Source organism: Comamonas trifloxystrobinivorans (assembly GCF_043359985.1).
GTDB classification, from domain to species: Bacteria; Pseudomonadota; Gammaproteobacteria; order Burkholderiales; family Burkholderiaceae_C; genus Comamonas; species Comamonas trifloxystrobinivorans.
The window spans coordinates 53,879-71,918 of record NZ_JBHZGV010000014.1 but is presented as its reverse complement, the minus strand read 5'-3'; the positions used below and the strand labels follow the sequence as shown (position 1 = coordinate 71,918).

At 62.5% G+C, this 18,040-nt stretch carries 15 protein-coding genes; 4 read left to right on the top strand and 11 right to left on the bottom strand.

Annotation, left to right across the window (positions count from 1 at the left end; all coding sequences use genetic code 11):
- The first annotated feature begins 36 nt into the window (after positions 1–36).
- The gene (locus tag ACFIQF_RS18005) at positions 37–699 is read left to right on the top strand and encodes a lytic transglycosylase domain-containing protein (RefSeq protein WP_393944982.1); all 663 of its coding nucleotides are present in this window, start codon (positions 37–39) and stop codon (positions 697–699) included.
- A gap of 97 nt (positions 700–796) precedes the next feature.
- Here the strand turns inward: ACFIQF_RS18005 and paeA are convergent, their stop codons facing one another.
- From paeA to hemA, 6 genes are all read right to left on the bottom strand, one after another.
- On the bottom strand, positions 797–2,128 hold the full coding sequence (paeA, locus tag ACFIQF_RS18000; protein ID WP_393944981.1) for a polyamine export protein PaeA: 1,332 nt from the start codon (positions 2,126–2,128) through the stop codon (positions 797–799).
- A gap of 361 nt (positions 2,129–2,489) precedes the next feature.
- The gene (grxD, locus tag ACFIQF_RS17995) at positions 2,490–2,810 is read right to left on the bottom strand and encodes a Grx4 family monothiol glutaredoxin (RefSeq protein WP_393944979.1); all 321 of its coding nucleotides are present in this window, start codon (positions 2,808–2,810) and stop codon (positions 2,490–2,492) included.
- 97 nt (positions 2,811–2,907) lie between these two features.
- Positions 2,908–3,756: a peptide chain release factor N(5)-glutamine methyltransferase gene (prmC, locus tag ACFIQF_RS17990; protein ID WP_393944977.1), complete on the bottom strand. Its 849-nt coding sequence runs from the start codon at positions 3,754–3,756 to the stop codon at positions 2,908–2,910.
- Positions 3,757–3,786: 30 nt separating this feature from the next.
- A complete protein-coding gene (locus ACFIQF_RS17985; protein WP_393944975.1) occupies positions 3,787–5,805 on the bottom strand; it encodes a PEP/pyruvate-binding domain-containing protein in 2,019 nt (672 codons plus the stop codon).
- An 88-nt stretch (positions 5,806–5,893) separates the two neighbouring features.
- Positions 5,894–6,979 carry a peptide chain release factor 1 gene (prfA, locus tag ACFIQF_RS17980; protein WP_393944973.1) on the bottom strand — a complete coding sequence of 362 codons (1,086 nt, stop codon included), beginning with the start codon at positions 6,977–6,979 and terminating at the stop codon, positions 5,894–5,896.
- A 121-nt stretch (positions 6,980–7,100) separates the two neighbouring features.
- Positions 7,101–8,420, bottom strand: coding sequence for a glutamyl-tRNA reductase (gene hemA, locus ACFIQF_RS17975; protein ID WP_393944971.1), 1,320 nt, complete (start codon positions 8,418–8,420; stop codon positions 7,101–7,103).
- Between the two features lie 81 nt (positions 8,421–8,501).
- On the opposite strand from hemA, the gene ACFIQF_RS17970 reads away from it, so the two are divergent.
- The 3 genes from ACFIQF_RS17970 to ACFIQF_RS17960 all read left to right on the top strand — a co-directional run bounded on the left by ACFIQF_RS17970 (position 8,502) and on the right by ACFIQF_RS17960 (position 12,751).
- Positions 8,502–8,771, top strand: a complete 270-nt coding sequence (locus ACFIQF_RS17970; RefSeq protein WP_393944969.1) for a hypothetical protein — start codon at positions 8,502–8,504, stop codon at positions 8,769–8,771.
- Between the two features lie 159 nt (positions 8,772–8,930).
- Positions 8,931–11,297 carry a YfhO family protein gene (locus ACFIQF_RS17965; protein WP_393944967.1) on the top strand — a complete coding sequence of 789 codons (2,367 nt, stop codon included), beginning with the start codon at positions 8,931–8,933 and terminating at the stop codon, positions 11,295–11,297.
- Positions 11,298–11,299: 2 nt separating this feature from the next.
- Positions 11,300–12,751, top strand: a complete 1,452-nt coding sequence (locus ACFIQF_RS17960) for a hypothetical protein (RefSeq protein ID WP_393944965.1) — start codon at positions 11,300–11,302, stop codon at positions 12,749–12,751.
- Between the two features lie 7 nt (positions 12,752–12,758).
- On the opposite strand, the gene ugpQ is transcribed toward ACFIQF_RS17960, so the two are convergent.
- The 5 genes from ugpQ to ugpB all read right to left on the bottom strand — a co-directional run bounded on the left by ugpQ (position 12,759) and on the right by ugpB (position 17,877).
- Positions 12,759–13,517 (bottom strand): glycerophosphodiester phosphodiesterase, encoded by a 759-nt coding sequence (gene ugpQ / locus ACFIQF_RS17955; protein WP_393944963.1) that lies wholly within the window; start codon positions 13,515–13,517, stop codon positions 12,759–12,761.
- A 143-nt stretch (positions 13,518–13,660) separates the two neighbouring features.
- A complete protein-coding gene (locus ACFIQF_RS17950; protein ID WP_393944961.1) occupies positions 13,661–14,668 on the bottom strand; it encodes a sn-glycerol-3-phosphate import ATP-binding protein UgpC in 1,008 nt (335 codons plus the stop codon).
- A 51-nt stretch (positions 14,669–14,719) separates the two neighbouring features.
- The gene (gene ugpE / locus ACFIQF_RS17945) at positions 14,720–15,568 is read right to left on the bottom strand and encodes a sn-glycerol-3-phosphate ABC transporter permease UgpE (protein WP_393944959.1); all 849 of its coding nucleotides are present in this window, start codon (positions 15,566–15,568) and stop codon (positions 14,720–14,722) included.
- Positions 15,569–15,570: 2 nt separating this feature from the next.
- A complete protein-coding gene (ugpA, locus tag ACFIQF_RS17940; protein WP_393944957.1) occupies positions 15,571–16,452 on the bottom strand; it encodes a sn-glycerol-3-phosphate ABC transporter permease UgpA in 882 nt (293 codons plus the stop codon).
- 108 nt (positions 16,453–16,560) lie between these two features.
- Positions 16,561–17,877 (bottom strand): sn-glycerol-3-phosphate ABC transporter substrate-binding protein UgpB, encoded by a 1,317-nt coding sequence (gene ugpB, locus ACFIQF_RS17935; RefSeq protein ID WP_393944955.1) that lies wholly within the window; start codon positions 17,875–17,877, stop codon positions 16,561–16,563.
- Positions 17,878–18,040: the final 163 nt, after the last annotated feature.

Here is an 18,040-nt window from a genome sequence, read left to right as displayed (position 1 = left end):
AAAGCGCAGCAATAGCAAAGAGGGAAGAGCATACAGATGTCGGGTTCGTCCATTGTTCACACCGCAGGCGTGTCGCGCCGTGCGGCCATGGCTTCCGTGCTGGCTGGGCCAGGCGCTTGGCTGGCCGCGCCACAGGCTGCGCATGCGGGCGGCCAGCTGGAAGAACCCTTGATCGACTCGGTACGCTCGGCCTTGAGTGCGGCCATCAACAGCGCCGCGCCGCCCGAACCGGTGTTTGTCTCGACCGAGGCCAAGATCCGCTACCTGCGCTGGCTGGGCTCAATGAGCGACCGCCTGCGCCGCCGCAAGCCCGATTGGGAAGTGCGCCGCGATTTTCTACAGACCATCTGGTATGAGGCCAAGCGCGCCCGGCTCGACGAATCGCTCGTGCTCGGCCTGGTGCAAGTGGAAAGCGGCTTCCGTAAATACGCGGTTTCGCCTGTTGGTGCACGCGGCTATATGCAGGTGATGCCGTTCTGGACGCGCGTCATCGGCGATGGCGATCCGGGCAAGCTCTTCCACATGCAGACCAATCTGCGTTTTGGCTGCGTGATTCTGCGCCACTATATCGACCGCGAAAACGGCGACCTGTTCATGGCCCTGGGCCGCTACAACGGCAGCCGAGGCAAGGATACGTACCCGAATCTGGTGTTTGGCGCACAGCGCCAGTGGCAGTTCGAGAACAAGACCGAAGCCTGATTTCGCCTCAAGCACTCCCCAGCAAAAAGCCACCTCAGCGGTGGCTTTGTTTTGTCTGCTTTCAAGGCTGCGCACACGGTTTTATCGCATCAGCGTATCAGCGCTGAATACTAGGCGGTACCGGTGTGTCGGCGGCTTTGTGCGGATCTACTTCTGTTACCAGCACCTGGTCGATGCGGTAGCTGTCCACGTCCATCACCTCGAACTGGTACTTGCCCCAGACCACCTTGTCGGTGCGGCGTGGAATGCGGCGCAGCATCACCATCAAGAAGCCGCCCAGGGTTTCGTACTCGTCTGAATGCGGCAGGTCGTCGATATCAAGAGCGCGCTCCACATCTTCAATCGGCGTAATACCGTCGATCAGCCACGAAGTCTCGTCGCGGCGCACGATCAGCTCTTCGTCCACCGGGCCCACCAAGTCGCCCATCACCGTGCTCATCACGTCGTTCAAGGTGACCACGCCCACCACCAGGCTGTATTCGTTGACGATGATGGCAAAGTCCTCATGCGCCTGGCGGAACTGCGTCAGCACCTCGGCCAGCGTCAGCTTGTCGGGCACGACCAGCGCCTTGTGTACCAGTGCTTCATCGGTCAGCTTGATCGGCAGGTTGTTGAGCACACGCTGGAACAGGTCTTTGGCGTCGACATAGCCGACCACATGGTCGATATCGCCCACGCAGACCGGGTAGGTGGAGAACGGCTCTTCGGCAATGCGGGCGCGGATGATGTCGTCGCTGTCGTCCTGGTAGAAAAACGCGATGCGGTCGCGCTGCGTCATGGCCGAGCCAACGGTGCGCGAATCCAGCTCAAACACATTGGCGATCACCTGTTGCTCTTGCACCGCCAGCACGCCGGCTTTGGCACCGGCCTCGGTCATGGCCAGAATGTCTTCGTAGGTGATTTTTTCGTCGCGAATGGTGGAGAGCCCGAGCAGGCGAAACAGTCCATCGGCGCACTTGCTGTAGAACCAGACCACCGGCTTGAACAGCGTCATGCACCACTGCATGGGCTTGGAAACGCGCAGCGCCAGCACCTCGGGCTCGGCCATCGACAAGCGCTTGGGCAGCAGATCGGCCAACAAGATAAAGAGCGAGGTAACGACGCTGAACGAGAACAAAAAGCCCACGGTCTGCGCGGTAGACGGCGCCAGCCAATGCTCTGCCAAGCCGGCAGCAAACGGGCTGAGCGCACCTTCGCCCACAATACCGCCCAAAATCGCTACCGCGTTCTGGCCCACTTGCACCACGGTGAAGTACTCGCCGGGCTGCTCTTGCACCTTCATCACCCGTTCGGCGCGAGGGTCTCCGTCATCAACCATTTGCCGCAATCGCAGGCGGCGCGAAGCGGCCAGCGAGATCTCCGCCATGGAGAAAAAGGCGCTGAAACCAATCAGCAAGGCAATGGTGAGGAGACTCTGCGTCAAATTCATAAGCAAACCTGTTGGAGCAGTGCAGACCGGCTGCTCACATCATTCGGCGAAAGCGGTGGCGGTGCGCAGGGGCGCCGCCGGGGGTGAAGAATTTTTCAATGGTCGCATGCCGGCCAAGCGGCTGGCAAGTGCTTTCGGTGTAGCAGTGGTGGCGCTTTGCGGGTGGTTTTTTCTTGTGGCAAAGCCGCCGCTGACGGTTGCGGCGCCCCTCCCTGGAGCATCCGCCTTGGTCAGACTGCAGCAAACAGCTTACCCCAAGCGCCCATTTCCAGCGTTGGCAGGGCCATTGTGGGACGGGTCGCGGTGCCTGCAGACGCAAAAAAGCCGCCTCGTCAGGCGGCTTTTTGTGGGGCAGAGGAGCTCAGGCAGCAGCCACCAGCTGCTGCAGCTCGCCCGACTCGTACATCTCCATCATGATGTCCGAGCCGCCGATGAACTCGCCCTTCACGTACAGCTGGGGGATCGTGGGCCACTGGCTGTAGTCCTTGATGCCTTGGCGGATTTCGGGGTCTTCCAGCACGTTCACGGTGGTGATGTTCTTGGTGTCGACGCCGCTGGCCTTCAGGATCTGCACCGCACGGCCGGAAAAGCCGCATTGCGGAAAGCTGGCTGTTCCCTTCATGAACAGCACGATGTCATTGCCCTTGACCAGTTGGTCGATGCGTTGTTGGGTATCGCTCATGGATTGGCTCCGTTGTGGGGAGATGTTGGTTTCAGTGTGCTTGCTCAAGGCAAAGATGCAGGCGGCTTGCGCCTTATCAAGCCTAGCTTGGCCGCCATTATTCCACGGATGGCCATTGGCCGCCGCTGGCCCGCTCGATGCCAGCGAGGTCCTTGCGGCTTTGCACCTGGGCAAAACCGCGTTGCGCGAGCAGGGCGCGCACGGCCTCGGCCTGGTCCCAGCCGTGCTCGATGAGCAGCCAGCCAGCGGTGCGCAGTGCTTGGGGTGCGTTATCCACAATCTGGCGGATGTCGTCCAGCCCGTCGGTGCCGCTGGTCAGCGCCTGGCGCGGCTCGTGGCGTAGCGCGGGCATGTGCGGATCGTCTTCGCAGATATAGGGCGGGTTGGTGACGATGGCGTCAAACTGCCCTGGCAGCGCGGCCAGCCAGTGGCTGTGGGCAAAGTGCACCGGCAGTTGCAGGCGCTGCGCATTGGCCTGAGCTACGGCCAGCGCGTCGTGGCTGGCGTCTACCGCCCACACTTCTGCAGCCGGGCGCTGGTGCTGCAAAGCCAGCGCAATGGCGCCGCTGCCGGTGCCCAGATCGGCCAGGCGCTGGCCGCTGCCGTTGCCGGGCAGCAACTCCAGTGTCCAATCCACCAGGGTTTCGGTGTCGGGGCGCGGGTCCAGCACGCGGGCGTCCACGGCCAGCTCCAACCCGTAAAAGCCTTTGTGGCCTGTGAGATAGGCCACGGGCTCGCCGTCGGCGCGGCGTTGCAGCAGTTGCTGCCATTGCTGCAACTGGGCGCTGTTCAGCACATCGCTGTCGTGTGTGATCAACCAGGCGCGTGCGTGCGTAGGCTGGCCGCAAACGTGCAAGAGCAGCATTTGTGCATCAACACGGGCCAAGCCTTGCGTGGCCGCCTGGGCCAGCGCCTGCGCGACGTTCAGAGTGTGTGAATCCGTCATTTATTCGATGGTAATTGTGGTTGGCCCAGCTTATGGGGAGCTGGCGGCAACGAAGGGCCTCGACTGCAGCACCAGCACGCGCTCGCCGGTAATGGCCCATTCAATATCTTGCGTGCGGGCGCCAAAGCGCGCTTCAATGGCTGCGCCCACTTCGGCCAGGCGCTGCACGCGGGCATCGCTGAGCACGCGACGTTCGGCCACGGCTACTTCGCGCACGCCGCCGTTCGGGTCGAGGCGCAGCTCGGTGTCTTCTGCGGACTGGCTGAGCACCTGCACGGCCTTGCTCCAGCGCGAATACAGCACTTGCTCGGCCACGCGCTGCCCTTCCACCACGCGAATGCCGATGCCGCGCTTGGCGGCGATAAAGACGCTGTGCGGCGTGTTGCCCACGGGATCGCGCGTCACCATCACGCCCGATGCCTCGGAGTCCACCGCTTGCTGCACCAGCACGGCCATGACCACCGCGTCTTGCGCAATGCCGGCAGCGCGGCGCGCTTCCCAGGCCTCGAAGTTGAAGACCGAAGCCCAGACTTTGCGCACCGCATTGGGCAGGGCTTGCTCGCCATTGCTGGCTTTGACGTTGGGTACCGTGGTGTAGAGCCCGGCGCCGCTGAAACCGGGCAGGTCTTCCGAGCTGGACGAGCTGCGCACAAACACGCCTGCGCTGTGCAACTGGCTGGCCCAGCGCTGCTGCAGGCTGCGGGTAAAAGCGGCATCCAGCGGCATGCTTTCTATCTCGGCCCGCATGGCGGCCAGCGCATTGCGGCGCACGGCGGCATTGCTGTCAAAGCCAGGCAATTGCTGCATGCGGGCCAGTTTTTCGGCCAGGCCCAAACTACGCATGGCGCTGGCGTATGCGCCAAATGGTACGCAAAAACCATCGGGCACGCTGACGCCGGCAATCGCTGCGCTGTTGACTTCGCCCAGGTTTGCGGCTTTGGCGCCGCACTGGATGCGGTTGCTGGCGCGCAGTGCGGAAAGCGGTTGCAAGGCGCTGCTGCGCAAATCGGCGCGGATGCTGGCTTGGCTCAGCGCCCGCTTGTTTGCCAGTTTTTGCTGTGCGGCGCTGCGCTCTTCGGCGCTGGCCGGGCGAATGCGGTAATCCTTGGCAGCCACCGCCAAGTGCACCCATTGGCCGTTGAGCGCCGCCAGTTCGCGGCTGGCATCGCGCAGGTAGATATTGGGCACGCCCCAGCCTTTGGCGAGCAGGTTGACGTGCGAAACCAGGGTCGAGGGCTGCTCGGTCACCACGCCGGCCACTGGTGGCAGGGTGATGGGAACCTGGCGCAGCACGACAATGTCGCTGGGCTGCAGGTCTCGCACTTCGTCCACCTGGTCCAGCAAGCGCAAGCGTCCCACGGCCTGGCCGTTGTTCAGCGCCAAAAAGCTTTGCTGGCCAATCAGCGCTGCTTGCGTGACCGGCTCCAGACCGGCGCTGACGGCCACTTGCTCTTGCGCACTGGCATTGGCTTTGAAGCGGACATCCGCAAAAAAGTGCTGGCGCAACTGGGCTTCGGTTTCGCGCAGAATGGGTGCGGTCAGTTGGTCGCCTTCCCAGAACTCGTAGACAAAGCCGCTGATCTGCGGCTGCCAGCTGAGCGTGCCGAGGATGAAGCGGCGCTTGGCGTCGCGGTAGTTGCGGTTCAGCGCTTCCTTATTGCCGCTGAGCAGGCCTTGCTCGCGCAGAAAACGGTCGTGCAGCTGAAAGCGCGGCGTGTTGATGAAGTACAGACGGCCGGCGGGTTGGGCCTGGCGATCAATTACAAAGATCACGTGCGGCTGCGCCAGCGGCGTGCCGGCGTAGTAGTCGCGGGCAAAGCGGTCAAAATCTGCGCGACTCGCCAGCGCGGGCAGCGCAGCCTGGCTGCTGCGGTCGCCCATGGTTTGCGATGGCGACGGCGTGCCATCGGGCCGCGGCACCAGGCTTTTCAGGGCGTTGCCGGCCCCGTCTTCGTACATCGACGGCTTGCGCGCCAGTTGCGCCTGGCTGCTGGCTGCGGCCAGCGCCAAGGCGGCGCAGAACCAAAGGCGAGTCGGGGTAGAGAGCATACAAGTGGCAGAGTGAAAGCTGGCTGCCATTGTGCCGGGACGGGCGTCGCGCTGGCGCTACAGCGGCGGCGCGGTGCAGCCCGAGGGCTTACTGGTTCACTTCCAGCTCGGCCAGCAGCTCGGCCTCGCGCTCGGATTGCAGGGCTTCCATCAGCTCTTGCAGATCGCCGTCCATGATGAAGTTCAGCTTGTACAGCGTGAGGTTGATGCGGTGGTCGGTGCAGCGCCCTTGCGGGTAGTTGTAGGTGCGGATGCGGTCGCTGCGGTCGCCAGAGCCGATCAGGCCTTTGCGCAGCGCGGCTTCCTTGGCGGCACGCTCGCTGCGTTCTTTCTCTTGGATACGCGCTTGCAGCACTTGCAGCGCTTTGGCCTTGTTGCTGTGCTGGCTGCGGCCGTCCTGGCATTCGGCGACGATGCCGGTGGGAATGTGCACCACGCGCACGGCCGAGTCGGTTTTGTTGATGTGCTGACCACCGGCGCCACTGGCGCGGAAAGTGTCGATGCGCAGATCGGCCGGGTTCAGGGTGATGGCTTGCTGTTCATCCGGCTCGGGCATCACGGCCACGGTGCAGGCGCTGGTGTGAATGCGGCCTTGGGTTTCGGTCGCTGGCACACGCTGCACGCGGTGGCCGCCGGATTCAAAACGCAAAGTGCCGTACACGTTGTCGCCACCGTCGATGCGCAGCACCACTTCCTTGTAGCCGCCGAGCTCGGCCTCGTTGGCGCTCATGATCTCTACGCGCCAACCCATGCGCTCGGCATAGCGGGTGTACATGCGGGTGATGTCGCCGGCAAACAGCGCGGATTCGTCGCCGCCCGTGCCTGCGCGCACTTCGACAAAAGCGGGGCGGGCATCGTCGGGGTCTTTGGGCAAGAGCATGCGCTGCAGCTGCGCTGCAAGCTGTTCCAGCTCGGCCTGGCCGTTGGCGATTTCTTCTTGCGCCATCTCGGCCATGTCCGGGTCATCGAGCATGTCTTGTGCGCCAGCGATGTCGGATTCAACCTGCTGAAAGCGCGCATAGCGCTCGGCCACGGCGGCCACATCGGTGTGCTCGCGCGAGAGCTTCATGAACTGTGGCATGTCGGCCATGATGTCTTCGCGCGAGAGCAGAAAATCCAGCTCCTTCAAGCGTTCAGAGTAGCGCTCGAGCTGGTGGCGGAGAAAGTCTTTCATCGGAATCAAACGGTGCAAACGCTCTGTAGCGCTTGCCAAGCCACGCAGGGCGCAAGCGGTTAGGTTAGCAACAGAAGCGGAAAAAGAGAGGGGCGAGGGCTGTCAGACGGGGACAGCGTCGCTACAAACCGGACTGGTGGCCGCCGTTGTTGCCGCCGCGCTGGCTGCGCAGGAACAGGCGCGAGACCACGTCGGCAGTCTGGGCGCGTGCCTCGGCATCGCCTGCATGCAGCTCAGCCATGGTGCCGTGCAGCATTTTTTGTGCCAGGCCGCGCGACAGGGCTTCCAGCACCGCGTCCACATCTTCGCCCTTGGCCAGGCGCTTTTTGGCGCGCTCGATCTCGGCGGCGCGCCAGACATCGGCTTGGGCGTGGATTTGCTGGATCAGCGGTACGGCGCCGCCTTCAGGGGCGCGCTGGTCCATCCAGTGCATGAAGCGCTGCACGCCGGTGTCGATAATGGTTTCGGCCTGCACCACCGCCGCTTGGCGCTGCTCTTGGCCGGCCTTGACGACGTGGGCTAGATCATCCACGGTGTACAGGTAGACGTCGCCCAGGTTTTTTACCTCGGCCTCGATATCACGTGGCACCGCCAGGTCGACCATGAAGATTGGGCGGCGCTTGCGCTTTTTCAGCGCGCTTTCCACCGCGCCCAGGCCGATGATCGGCAGGCTTGATGCGGTGCAGCTGATGATGGCGTCGTACTCGTGCAGGTGCTCGGGCAGCTCGGCCAGGCGCATGGTGCTGGCACCAAACTGCGCAGCCAGCTTTTCGCCGCGCTCGAGCGTGCGGTTGGCAATGGTGATGTGGGCCGGGCGCTTGGCGGCAAAGTGCGTGGTGCACAGCTCAACCATCTCGCCCGCGCCGACAAACAGCACGCGGATTTGCGTCAGGTCTTCAAACAACTGGCCGGCCAGGCGCACGGCGGCGGCAGCCATGCTGATGCTGTGCGCGCCGATTTCGGTGGCGCTGCGTACCTCTTTGGCGACCGCAAAGCTGCGCTGGAAAAGCTGGTTCAGCGTGGTGCCCAGCGCGCCGGCTTCTTCGGCGGCGCGCACGGCGTTTTTCATCTGGCCGAGGATCTGGGCCTCGCCCAGCACCATGGAATCGAGCCCGCTGGCCACGCGGAAAGCGTGGCGTGCTGCAAAGCCGTCTTGCAAGGTGTAGGTGTATTTTTGCAGTGCCTCGGGCGGCAGGTTGCCGCTTTGGGCCAGCCAGCGCAAGGTGTGATCGAGCGCCGGCTCATTGGCAGCGCAGTAGATCTCGGTGCGGTTGCAGGTGGACAGAATGGCACTTTCCACACTGGCACGGCTGTGCACACCCGAGATAGAGCTGCGCAAACTTTGCAAAGTTGGCGCAATCTGATCGAGTGCAAATGCGAACCGGCCGCGTATATCGACCGGTGCGGTATTGTGGTTGATGCCCAGGGCCCAAACTGCCATGGCCGCAATTATAAAATCAGAGTAAAGACAGCGCTTGTCGTGCCAGTACCAGCTTGACTTATCTCAATATCCATACTGCCTATGAATGCCCTGTGGCACCTGCTCAATTTTTGTGCGCCCGCTGCGGCGCTGGCGCTGCTATTGGTCTTGGCGCGCTGGGTGTTCGCTCGTAAAGCGCCGGCTTTGCTGCCCTGGTACGGCCAGTTTGCTTTGCATCTGCTGGTCGGGAGTGCTGCACTTTTCGTAGCGCTTTTGTGGCAAGGCCGCGACGGCAGCGTGCTCGGCTACGCCTTGCTGGTGCTCTCCATGGCCACCAGCCAGTGGTTGGTGTTGGGCAGTTGGCGGCGCTGAAGCCGCTTTCGGCAACGTAGCCATTTGTAAACAAACCTCGCTATTACGTAAACGCTTGGTGAATAATCTGCTGCATTGTGGTGCATGGCTCGCCTTGCACTGCCCGGCAGATTTTTGACGCAGGCACCGCCGCCCCGAGTGTGCCGCCCTGGCCTGAGCATGCTCGCTCCTCTTGCTGCACCTCCAACCGGTGGTGCTTTTTCGTTTTTCTCCCCCTGGTTTCGTTCACGCTGGGCCAGCTCGCCCTGGTTGCGCGCTGGCTTGCCTTTGGCCTTGGTGTGGCTGGCGCTGCACTTGCCGCTGTTGCTGGGCGTGCGGGTAGTGCCGTTCGATGCGCTCGACGAGTTCTACCCGGTGGTTTACTTCAATGTGCACAGCATTCGCATGGGCGAGGCACCGTGGTGGAACCCGTATGTTTTTGCCGGTTTCCCGCAGATCAGTGATCCGCAGGCCATGCTGTGGTCGCCTGTGTTGATGGGCTGGATGCTGTTGCGCAGCGAGCCGGGTGTGACCTGGTTTGTCTGGGGTGTGTTGCTGAACCAGTTGCTGGGCGGCTGGGCCTTGCAAGCCTTGCTGCAGCGCCACGGCGCCAAGCCTTGGGGCGCTTTGTTGGGCGCTGTGGTGTGGATGGCGGGCGGCGTGGCTGCAACGCGCATATCGCACACGCCCTTGGTGCTGGCCTATTGCTGGGTGCCTGTGGTGTTGCTGGCGCTGCACGCGTTTTTGCAGCGGCCGCGTTGGTGGCTGGCCTTGGCGGTGGGCGCTGCCGCTGGCGTACTGGCTGTGCATTTGGTGCAGGTCACGTATCTGTTCGTGCCGGTCATCGCAGCTTATGCTTGCTTGCAGCTGGCGCAAAACGCTCGCCATTACAGCGCCCGCCAGTGGGGGAAGCTGCTGGCTGGCTGTGTGCTGGCGGTGTTGGTGGCCTTGTTGGTTGCGCTGCCGCAGTTGCTGGCAACTCTGGCTTTGTTGCTGCAGTCCAACCGTGCAGAGCTGCCCTTGAGCGCGGCCGATGTGGCATCGCTCAGCCCGGACGTGCTCTGGACTTTGCTGCTGCCCAATGCGCTGCACGGTTTGTATGGCAGCTTCAGCGGCGCATCGGCCTCGGGCATGGAGGCGTTTTTGTACATAGGCGCTGTGCCTGCACTTTTGCTGCTGCTGGGCTTTGTGCCGCTGTGGCGCGTTTCCGGTCAGCGTGCCTTGCTGATTTTTTTGCTGGCACTGCTGGCAGTTTCGCTGTTCTACATGCTGGGCACGCACACGCCCTTCTATGCCTGGTTGTACGACTGGCTGCCGGGCATCAAGCAGTTCCGGCGCCCGTCAGATGCGGCTTATGTCTTCAATCTGGCTTTGGCACTGTTAGTGGGCTTGGCCGCTTCGCAGGTGGATGTGCAACGCCCGCAGGTCGCTCGCTGGCTGCTGGTGGCGGCTGCGTTGTGGCTGGTACTGGCCAGTGCCTCGATGTGGGTGCCGGGCGAGCGTTGGCGTGTTGAGAGCTTGTTGGCCGCGCTCACTGCCGTGCTGGCGTTGGTTTGGCAGTGGCGAGCATTGAAGCAAGGGCGCGCATGGCCGGTAGTGTTTTGCTTGCTGTTGGTGCTGGTGGTGGATTACCGCTGTTTCAACCTCAATGGCCGTTACAACCAGGGCAGCGACCAGGCGAGCCGCTGGCGCAAGGAGCCGGCGGTGGCCTTTTTGCAAAAGGCTTTGCAGGCCCCGCCCGGTCAGTTGCCGGCGCGCATGCATGTGCAAGGCACCACCATGGCTTGGGACAATATGCCGATGGTGGTGGGCCTGCATTCCACGCAAGGCTACAGCCCCATTCGCTATCAGCTGTACGACCAATGGGCCGGTTCGCGCCAGCATGTGCTGACGCCGATGGAGCCGCGCCCTTTCAACCCCGGGCCGGCCAGTGCCATGAATGCTTTGCTGGGCCTGGAATACTGGGTGAGTACGGCAGAAGCCGCCCGGAGCGCACCTTTCCCTGCATCTTTCCAAGCTGTTTACCAAGATGCACGCTTTGCCATTTGGCGCAACCCGGCCGCCTTGCCGCGGGTGTTGACGCCCGTGCAAGCCCAGTTGGCCGATGCAGCGCTGACGCCCGAGCAATTTGCCGCCACCGATTTCCGCAATCAGCTTTGGTTGACGCCGCGTGACGACGTAGACCGCGTGCTCGCCCAGCGTGCCCAACAGCAGTGCAGCAACCGCTTGCAAGTGAGCGTGCGTCGCAACGAGCCCAGCCGTATGGTGCTCGATGTGCAAGGCGAAGGCGCAGGCTGGGTGGTGCTCAGCGAGCTGGATTTTCCCGGTTGGTCTGCCCAGGCAGATGGCGCGCCCCTGCCGATTTTGCGCGCCAACGGCATGTTCCGCGCCCTGTGCTTGCCAGCTGGCGCGCGCCAGTTGGAACTGCGTTTTGAGCCACGCAACATGGTGCGCGAAGTGCTGTGGGACGGCTGGGGTAGTCAGCGCCCGGTGTTGCGCCAGGTCGTGGCGCCTTTGCACGAAAAGCCCAAGATGCAAGGTTTGTAGCCATGACCACGACGCTTTCTCCCGTCCAACCCAGCCGCTGGTGGCACTACTGGCTGGGCTTTGCTGTGGTGCTGGCTGTGGGTGTGTGGCTGATAGCGGGCTCGCAGGCCTTGCTGTTTGTCGATACCAATGATTTTCAGCGGGTGGTTGGGCACTTGCAATTGCGCTCGCTGGGCGACGGCCTGCGCTGGGCATTGCCTGAAGGGCCCACGCGCAATCCGGGCAACCCGGAGCTGGCTTCGCACATTTTCACGCTGTTGGCCTGGGTGCAGCGTTTTCTGCCGGGGCATGTTTTTGATTTGGCGCGCTCGGCCTTGGTCGCCAAATGCTTGCTGCTGGCCTATGCCTGGATTCTTGGTTGGCAATGCGCCCGTGCGCTGCAACGCGGCGCGATCTGGTGCACGGCGATTGCACTGGCTTGGCTGGCCGTTTTCTTCATGGCGCACACCATTGGCATGGCGCAGTCGTTCTATGCCGAGTATGCGTTTTTGCTGGGCTTTCCTTTGTTGCTGATCGGTGTGTTGGCAGAGCGCCCGAAAGTGCGTTTGTGGTGCTTGGGGCTGGCTGCTTTGGTTTGCGGCCTGGCCAAGGTGCAGTATTTTTATGTGCCGCTGCTGCTGGCAGTGTGTATTTGGGCTGCGAGCCATTGGCAGCGGCTGGCGCCCGAGAAGGCGTTGATCAAGCTGCTACTGGCCGTTCAGGTGCTGTGTCTGGTGCCGGTATTGATTGGCAAAAACGCGGCGCTCAATGCCTACCACGGGCTGTATCTGGGCTCCTACATGGTGCTGACGCCTGAGCAGTTCGATGGCCTGGGCGTGTCCGCCGAGCAGCGCCGCTGCACTGGCGTGGATGCCTGGGGCGCGGTGTTGAGCGGGCCCGGCGGCACCGATGTGCGCGATGGCGATGTCAGCTGTTTCCCGGTGGAGCCCAAGCTGGGGAAAAGCGATGTGCTGCGCCCATATCTGCACTACCCGCAAGCCTTGCTGCAGCTGGCGCAGTATGCGTTGCCGCACCACTTCACGGTGCACTACTTCCATGTGTTTGCCAACAATGCCTACCTGAAAAAGCTGGACGACAGAGCGCTGCCGGCCACCGACTGGCTGCTGGGTATGACGAACTTGCGCGAGCGCACGATCACGCCAACGGCGCCTGTGTTTTTAGTCGCGGCGCTGCTGCTGTTTGCACTGAGCAGGCGCAGCGCTTCAAGCGGTTTGCGCCGCTTGGCAGTGGGCGGCTTGCTGCTGAGTTTGTTGGTGGTTTCGCAGGTGTTGATTGCCTTGCTCGGCGAGGGCGTGCGCGATCTGAGCAAGCACCTCTGGGCGGCGCAGCTGGCGCTGGATATGCTGGTGCTGCTGTGCGTGTTGCAGGCGCTGGCTTGGCTGAGCCAAGCTTGGTCAAGCCGCACAGGCCGCGCAGACTTTGGTGCGGGCGGCCTGGCGGCAAAGGTGCGCTAAGGCGCGTTCAGGCAGCGGGGCTGAACAGGTCGACGCGGTCGGTGATGATGGCGTCGGTACCCAGATCGAGCAGGCGCTGCACGGCCCATTCGTCGTTCACGGTGTAGCTGCTGCAGCGCAGGCCGGCTGCGTGTACTTTGGCCACCAGCGCTGCGTTCCACAGCGCGTGGTTCAGCACCAGCACCTGGCAGCCCAGCTCTACGGCAAGGGCCAGGCTGGCGTCGCCCGTGCCATCTTCAAACTTGTCCACCAGCAGGCCGCGTGGAATATGCGCAGCCACTTCGCGTGCACCGCGCAGCGAATCGGGTTTGAACGAGGTGAACAGCGGCGGCACCACGTTTTGCGGCCAGATGCGGTTCATCAGCGCTGAGGTAGCGCGGCCGGTTTCCAGCTCCTGGCCGGGTGTGGGCTTGATCTCGACGTTCAAAAAATAGTGGTTGGCCAGGCAGTAGCGGGCCAGGGCTTCGAGCGTGGGCAGGTTTTCGCCGGCAAAGGCGCGCGAGTGCCAGCTGCCTGCGTCGAGCTGGGCGAGCTCGCCCATCGTGCGTTCGCTGCCAATGCCTTGGGCGTTGGTGGTGCGCTTCAGGTCGGCGTCGTGCATCAGAAAGAGCACGCCGTCCTGGCTGAGCTTGGCATCGCATTCGAACATGCGGTAGCCGTGCGCAGCGCCCAGGCGGAAGGCACTCATGGTGTTTTCAGGAGCCAGTTTGCCGGCGCCGCGGTGGGCGACCCAGCGGGGATAGGGCCAATTGCTGGAAAGCGTCATTTCTCTCTCGATCACAGTCAAATCAGGGGGCAAGCCTTGCAGCTTGTGCGTTGTCGCACTATAGGCTGCGCTAAAAGCAGCAGTCGCAGTGCGTAAAAAAGCGCCGCTAGCGGGGGCTGCGGCGCTCGGTGTGGCGTCAGGGCTTAAACGCGTTTGCCGGTTTCGGCATTGAACCAGTGCAGGCGCGCTTCGCGTGGCTGCAGACGGGCAGTCTCGCCGGGCTTGGGGAAGGGCTGGCCTTCTTCCACGCGCACAGTGACGTCTTCGCCGCCCACTTTGCCGTAAACCAGGCGCTCAGCGCCCAGCAGCTCGACGGTCTCAACCTTGAACTCCCAGCCGCCGCTGGCGACCAGATCCAGGTGTTCGGGGCGGATGCCCAGAATCTGGCCGGCCTTGGCGCCGGGGGCGTTTTTCAGCAGGTTCATCGGAGGCGAGCCGATAAAGCCGGCCACAAAGGTGGAGGCGGGCGTGTGGTAGACCTCTTCGGGCGTGCCGAACTGCTCGACATTGCCGCCGTTCATCACGATCATGCGCTGCGCCAGCGTCATGGCTTCGACCTGATCGTGGGTCACGAACAGGCTGGTGATGCCGAGCTCGGCGTGCAGCTTCTGGATTTCGATGCGGGTCTGGCCGCGCAGCTTGGCGTCCAGGTTGGACAGCGGTTCGTCGAACAAAAAGACCTGGGGCTGGCGCACGATGGCGCGGCCCATGGCCACGCGCTGGCGCTGGCCGCCCGAGAGCTGGCGCGGCTTGCGGTCAAGCAGGTGGCTCAGCTCCAAAATCTTGGCAGCCTTGTCCACGCGGCGCTTGATCTCGTCGGCCGGTACCTTGGCGAGCTTGAGGCCATAGGCCATGTTCTCGTAGTTGCTCATGTGCGGGTAGAGCGCGTAGTTCTGGAACACCATGGCGATGTTGCGCTTGGCGGGCTCCAGGTTGTTGACGACCTGGTCGCCAATCATCAGCTCGCCGCCGGTGATTTCTTCGAGGCCGGCAATCATGCGCAGCAGCGTGGATTTGCCGCAGCCCGAGGGGCCGACCAGCACGATGAATTCGCCGTCTTTGATCTCGGCGTTGACGCCATGGATCACGGGCACAGCCGATTTGCCGGTGCCGTAGCGCTTGACGATGTTCTTAAGAGAGATGGAAGCCATAACAGGGATTCGTTGTATCGGTCAAAGTTGGTGGGTAGGCGAGGGCGGGGCTTACTTTTCGGTATCCACCAGGCCTTTGACAAACCACTTTTGCATCAGCATCACCACCAGCGTGGGCGGCAACATGGCCAGGATGGCGGTGGCCATCACGATGTTCCAATCGACTGCGGCTTCGCCGCCGGCGAGCATGCGCTTGATACCGATCACCACCGGGTACATGTCTTCGGAGGTGGTCATCAGCAGAGGCCACAGGTACTGGTTCCAGCCGTAGATGAACTGGATCACGAACAGCGCGGCGATCGAGGTCTTGGACAAGGGCACCAGAATGTCCTTGAAAAAGCGCATGGGGCCGGCGCCGTCGATGCGGGCCGCTTCCACCAGCTCATCGGGCACCGTCAGGAAGAACTGGCGGAACAGGAAGGTGGCCGTGGCCGAGGCGATCAGCGGCAGGGTCAGACCGGCGTAGCTGTTGAGCATGCCCAGTTCGGCCACGACCTTGTAGGTGGGCAGAATGCGCACTTCCACCGGCAGCATCAGCGTCAGGAAGATGGCCCAAAAGCAGATCATCTTGAACGGAAAGCGGAAGTAGACGATGGCAAAGGCCGACAGCAGCGAGATGGCGATCTTGCCGACAGTGATGATGATGGCCACCCAGAAGGAGACCCACATCATGTGCACGACGTTGGTGTTGGAGCCCAGTTTGCCCGAGCCCAGCAGGGCGTCGCGGTAGTTCTCCCACATGTGGGCGCCGGGCAGCAGCGGCATGGGCGACTGGACAATCGCTTCGGCCGTGTGGGTCGAGGCGATCAGTGCCAGATACAGCGGAAAGGCCACGATGGCCACGCCGAGCACCAGCACGGCGTGGGACAGAATATTGAGCCAGGGGTTGCGGTCAACCATGATCAGTACTGCACTTTCTTCTCAACATAGCGGAACTGAACCACGGTCAGCACGACAACGATCAGCATCAGAATCACCGACTGTGCGGCCGAGCCGCCCAGATCCAGCGCCTTGAAGCCGTCCTGGTACACCTTGTAGACCAGGATCGAGGTCGATTGGCCCGGGCCGCCTTGGGTGGCCGCATCGATGATGCCGAAGGTGTCGAAGAAGGCGTAGACGATGTTGATCACCAGCAGGAAGAAGGTGGTGGGCGAGAGCAGCGGCAGCTGGATGTTCCAGAAACGGCGCCAGGGGCCGGCACCGTCAATCGACGCGGCTTCGATCAGCGCCTTGGGGATGGATTGCAGGCCCGCCAGGAAGAACAGGAAGTTGTACGAGATCTGCTTCCACACCGACGCCATGACGATCAGCGCCATGGCCTGGTTGTCGTTCATCATGTGGTTCCAGTTGTAGCCCAGCTTGCCCAGGTAGTAGGTCACCACGCCGATGGACGGCGAAAACAGAAACACCCACAGCACGCCGGCGATCACGGGCGCCACGGCGTAGGGCACGATCAGCAAGGTCTTGTAGACCATGGCAAAGCGCACGATGCGGTCGGCAAAAATGGCCAGCACCAGCGAGATGCAGATGCCGCTGCCGGCGACGAGCACCGAGAACAGAGCGGTGCGCTTGAAGGAATTGAGGTAGGCGGGGTCGGCAAACAGATTGCGGAAGTTCTCCAGGCCAACCCATTCGGTGCTCATGCCAAAAGCGTCTTCCATCTGGAATGACTGCAGCACGGCCTGGCCGGCGGGCCAGAAAAAGAAGATGCCAATGATCAGCAACTGCGGCGCAATCAGCACCCAGGGCAGCCATTTGGAGCGGAAAAGTACGCGTTTTTCCATGATGGAGCTCAAAAACAAAAACCGCCGGTGCTGCGAACAGCATCCGGGCGATGGCTCATCGGGTGCACCGGCCCCACGCGTGCAGGGCCGGTGCCGGCGATGAAGGGATTACTTCTTGTAAGACTTCTCGAAACGGGCCAGCAGCTCGTTGCCGCGGCTCACGATAGCGTCCAGGGCTTCCTTGCCGGTCTTCTTGCCAGCCCACACTTGTTCGAGTTCTTCGTCCTCGATGGTGCGGATCTGCACATAGTTGCCCAGGCGGATACCACGCGAGTTGTCGGTGACCTTGCGGATCATCTGCGTCACAGCGGTGTCGGTGCCAGGGTTCTTCTGGTAGAAGCCGGACTTTTCGGTCAGGTCATAGGCGGCCATGGTCACAGGCAGGTAGCCGGTGCGCTGGTGCGAAGCGGCCTGCACCTTGGTCTGCGACAGGAATTCGAAGAACTTGGCCACGCCCTTGTATTCTTCGGCCTTCTTGCCGGCCATGACCCACAGCGAAGCGCCGCCAATCACGGTGTTCTGAGGAGCGCCCTTGACATCGGGGTAGTAAGGCAGAGCGGCCAGACCGTAGGCGAACTTGGCGTTCTTGGCCACGTCGCCGTAGAAGCCCGACGAGGTCTGGATCATGGCGCACTCACCAGCGGTGAACGAAGCCTGGGCGGTCGAAGCACGGCCCTTGTAGACGAATTCGCCAGCCTTGGCTGCAGCGGCCAGGTTGTCGATGTGCTTGACGTGCAGAGGCGAGTTCACCTTCATGCGGGCCTTGTAGCCGTTGGCGGACAGGCCGTTTTGCTCGGTAGCGAACTCCACGTTGTGCCAGGTCGAGAACGACTCGAGCTGGGTCCAGCCTTGCCAAGCCAAGGTCATGGGGCAGCTGTGGCCGCTGGCCTTGAGCTTCTTGGCGGCTTCGAACACTTCGGGCCAGGTGGTGGGAGCCTTGTCGGCGTTCAGACCGGCCTTCTTGAAGGCGTCCTTGTTGTAATAGAAGATGGTGGTCGAGCTGTTGAAGGGGAAGCTCAGCATCTGGCCGTTGGGGGCGGTGTAGTAACCGGCCACGGCAGGGATGTAACCCTTGGGGTCGAAGGCCACGCCAGCGTCGCCCATCACCTTGGCCACAGGCACGGTCGCGCCCTTGGAAGCCATCATGGTGGCGGTGCCCACTTCAAACACTTGCAGGATGTGGGGCGCATTGCCCGAGCGGAAAGCGGCAATGGCGGCGGTCATCGACTCGTCATACACGCCCTTGAAGGTGGGAACCACCTTGTAGTCTTTTTGGCTCTCGTTGAACTCCTTGGCCAGATCATTGACCCACTCGTTGTTCACGGCGGTCATGGAGTGCCACCACTGGATCTCAGTGACGGCATGGGCGGACAGGCTGGTGGTGGCTGCAATAGCGGCAGCGATGGCCAAACGCTTGAAGTGCATGAATGCTCCTGGGGTTATAAAAAACGCTCAAAAACGAATCGTAGGTGGCGTTTATGAATGTTCTGTGACGTTGTGGCATAGAGCCGCCCATCAAGCAACTGGGAAAACCCGGTTGTATAGGCATACAGCGCCAGCAAATACAAGGCGTTACGATTGTAAGTCA

Coding starts and splice junctions, on each gene's coding strand:
- ACFIQF_RS18005 (WP_393944982.1), top strand. CDS start 37: ATGTCGGGTTCGTCCATTGTTCACACCGCAGGCGTGTCGCGCCGTGCG.
- paeA (WP_393944981.1), bottom strand. CDS start 2,128: ATGAATTTGACGCAGAGTCTCCTCACCATTGCCTTGCTGATTGGTTTC.
- grxD (WP_393944979.1), bottom strand. CDS start 2,810: ATGAGCGATACCCAACAACGCATCGACCAACTGGTCAAGGGCAATGAC.
- prmC (WP_393944977.1), bottom strand. CDS start 3,756: ATGACGGATTCACACACTCTGAACGTCGCGCAGGCGCTGGCCCAGGCG.
- ACFIQF_RS17985 (WP_393944975.1), bottom strand. CDS start 5,805: ATGCTCTCTACCCCGACTCGCCTTTGGTTCTGCGCCGCCTTGGCGCTG.
- prfA (WP_393944973.1), bottom strand. CDS start 6,979: ATGAAAGACTTTCTCCGCCACCAGCTCGAGCGCTACTCTGAACGCTTG.
- hemA (WP_393944971.1), bottom strand. CDS start 8,420: ATGGCAGTTTGGGCCCTGGGCATCAACCACAATACCGCACCGGTCGAT.
- ACFIQF_RS17970 (WP_393944969.1), top strand. CDS start 8,502: ATGAATGCCCTGTGGCACCTGCTCAATTTTTGTGCGCCCGCTGCGGCG.
- ACFIQF_RS17965 (WP_393944967.1), top strand. CDS start 8,931: ATGCTCGCTCCTCTTGCTGCACCTCCAACCGGTGGTGCTTTTTCGTTT.
- ACFIQF_RS17960 (WP_393944965.1), top strand. CDS start 11,300: ATGACCACGACGCTTTCTCCCGTCCAACCCAGCCGCTGGTGGCACTAC.
- ugpQ (WP_393944963.1), bottom strand. CDS start 13,517: ATGACGCTTTCCAGCAATTGGCCCTATCCCCGCTGGGTCGCCCACCGC.
- ACFIQF_RS17950 (WP_393944961.1), bottom strand. CDS start 14,668: ATGGCTTCCATCTCTCTTAAGAACATCGTCAAGCGCTACGGCACCGGC.
- ugpE (WP_393944959.1), bottom strand. CDS start 15,568: ATGGTTGACCGCAACCCCTGGCTCAATATTCTGTCCCACGCCGTGCTG.
- ugpA (WP_393944957.1), bottom strand. CDS start 16,452: ATGGAAAAACGCGTACTTTTCCGCTCCAAATGGCTGCCCTGGGTGCTG.
- ugpB (WP_393944955.1), bottom strand. CDS start 17,877: ATGCACTTCAAGCGTTTGGCCATCGCTGCCGCTATTGCAGCCACCACC.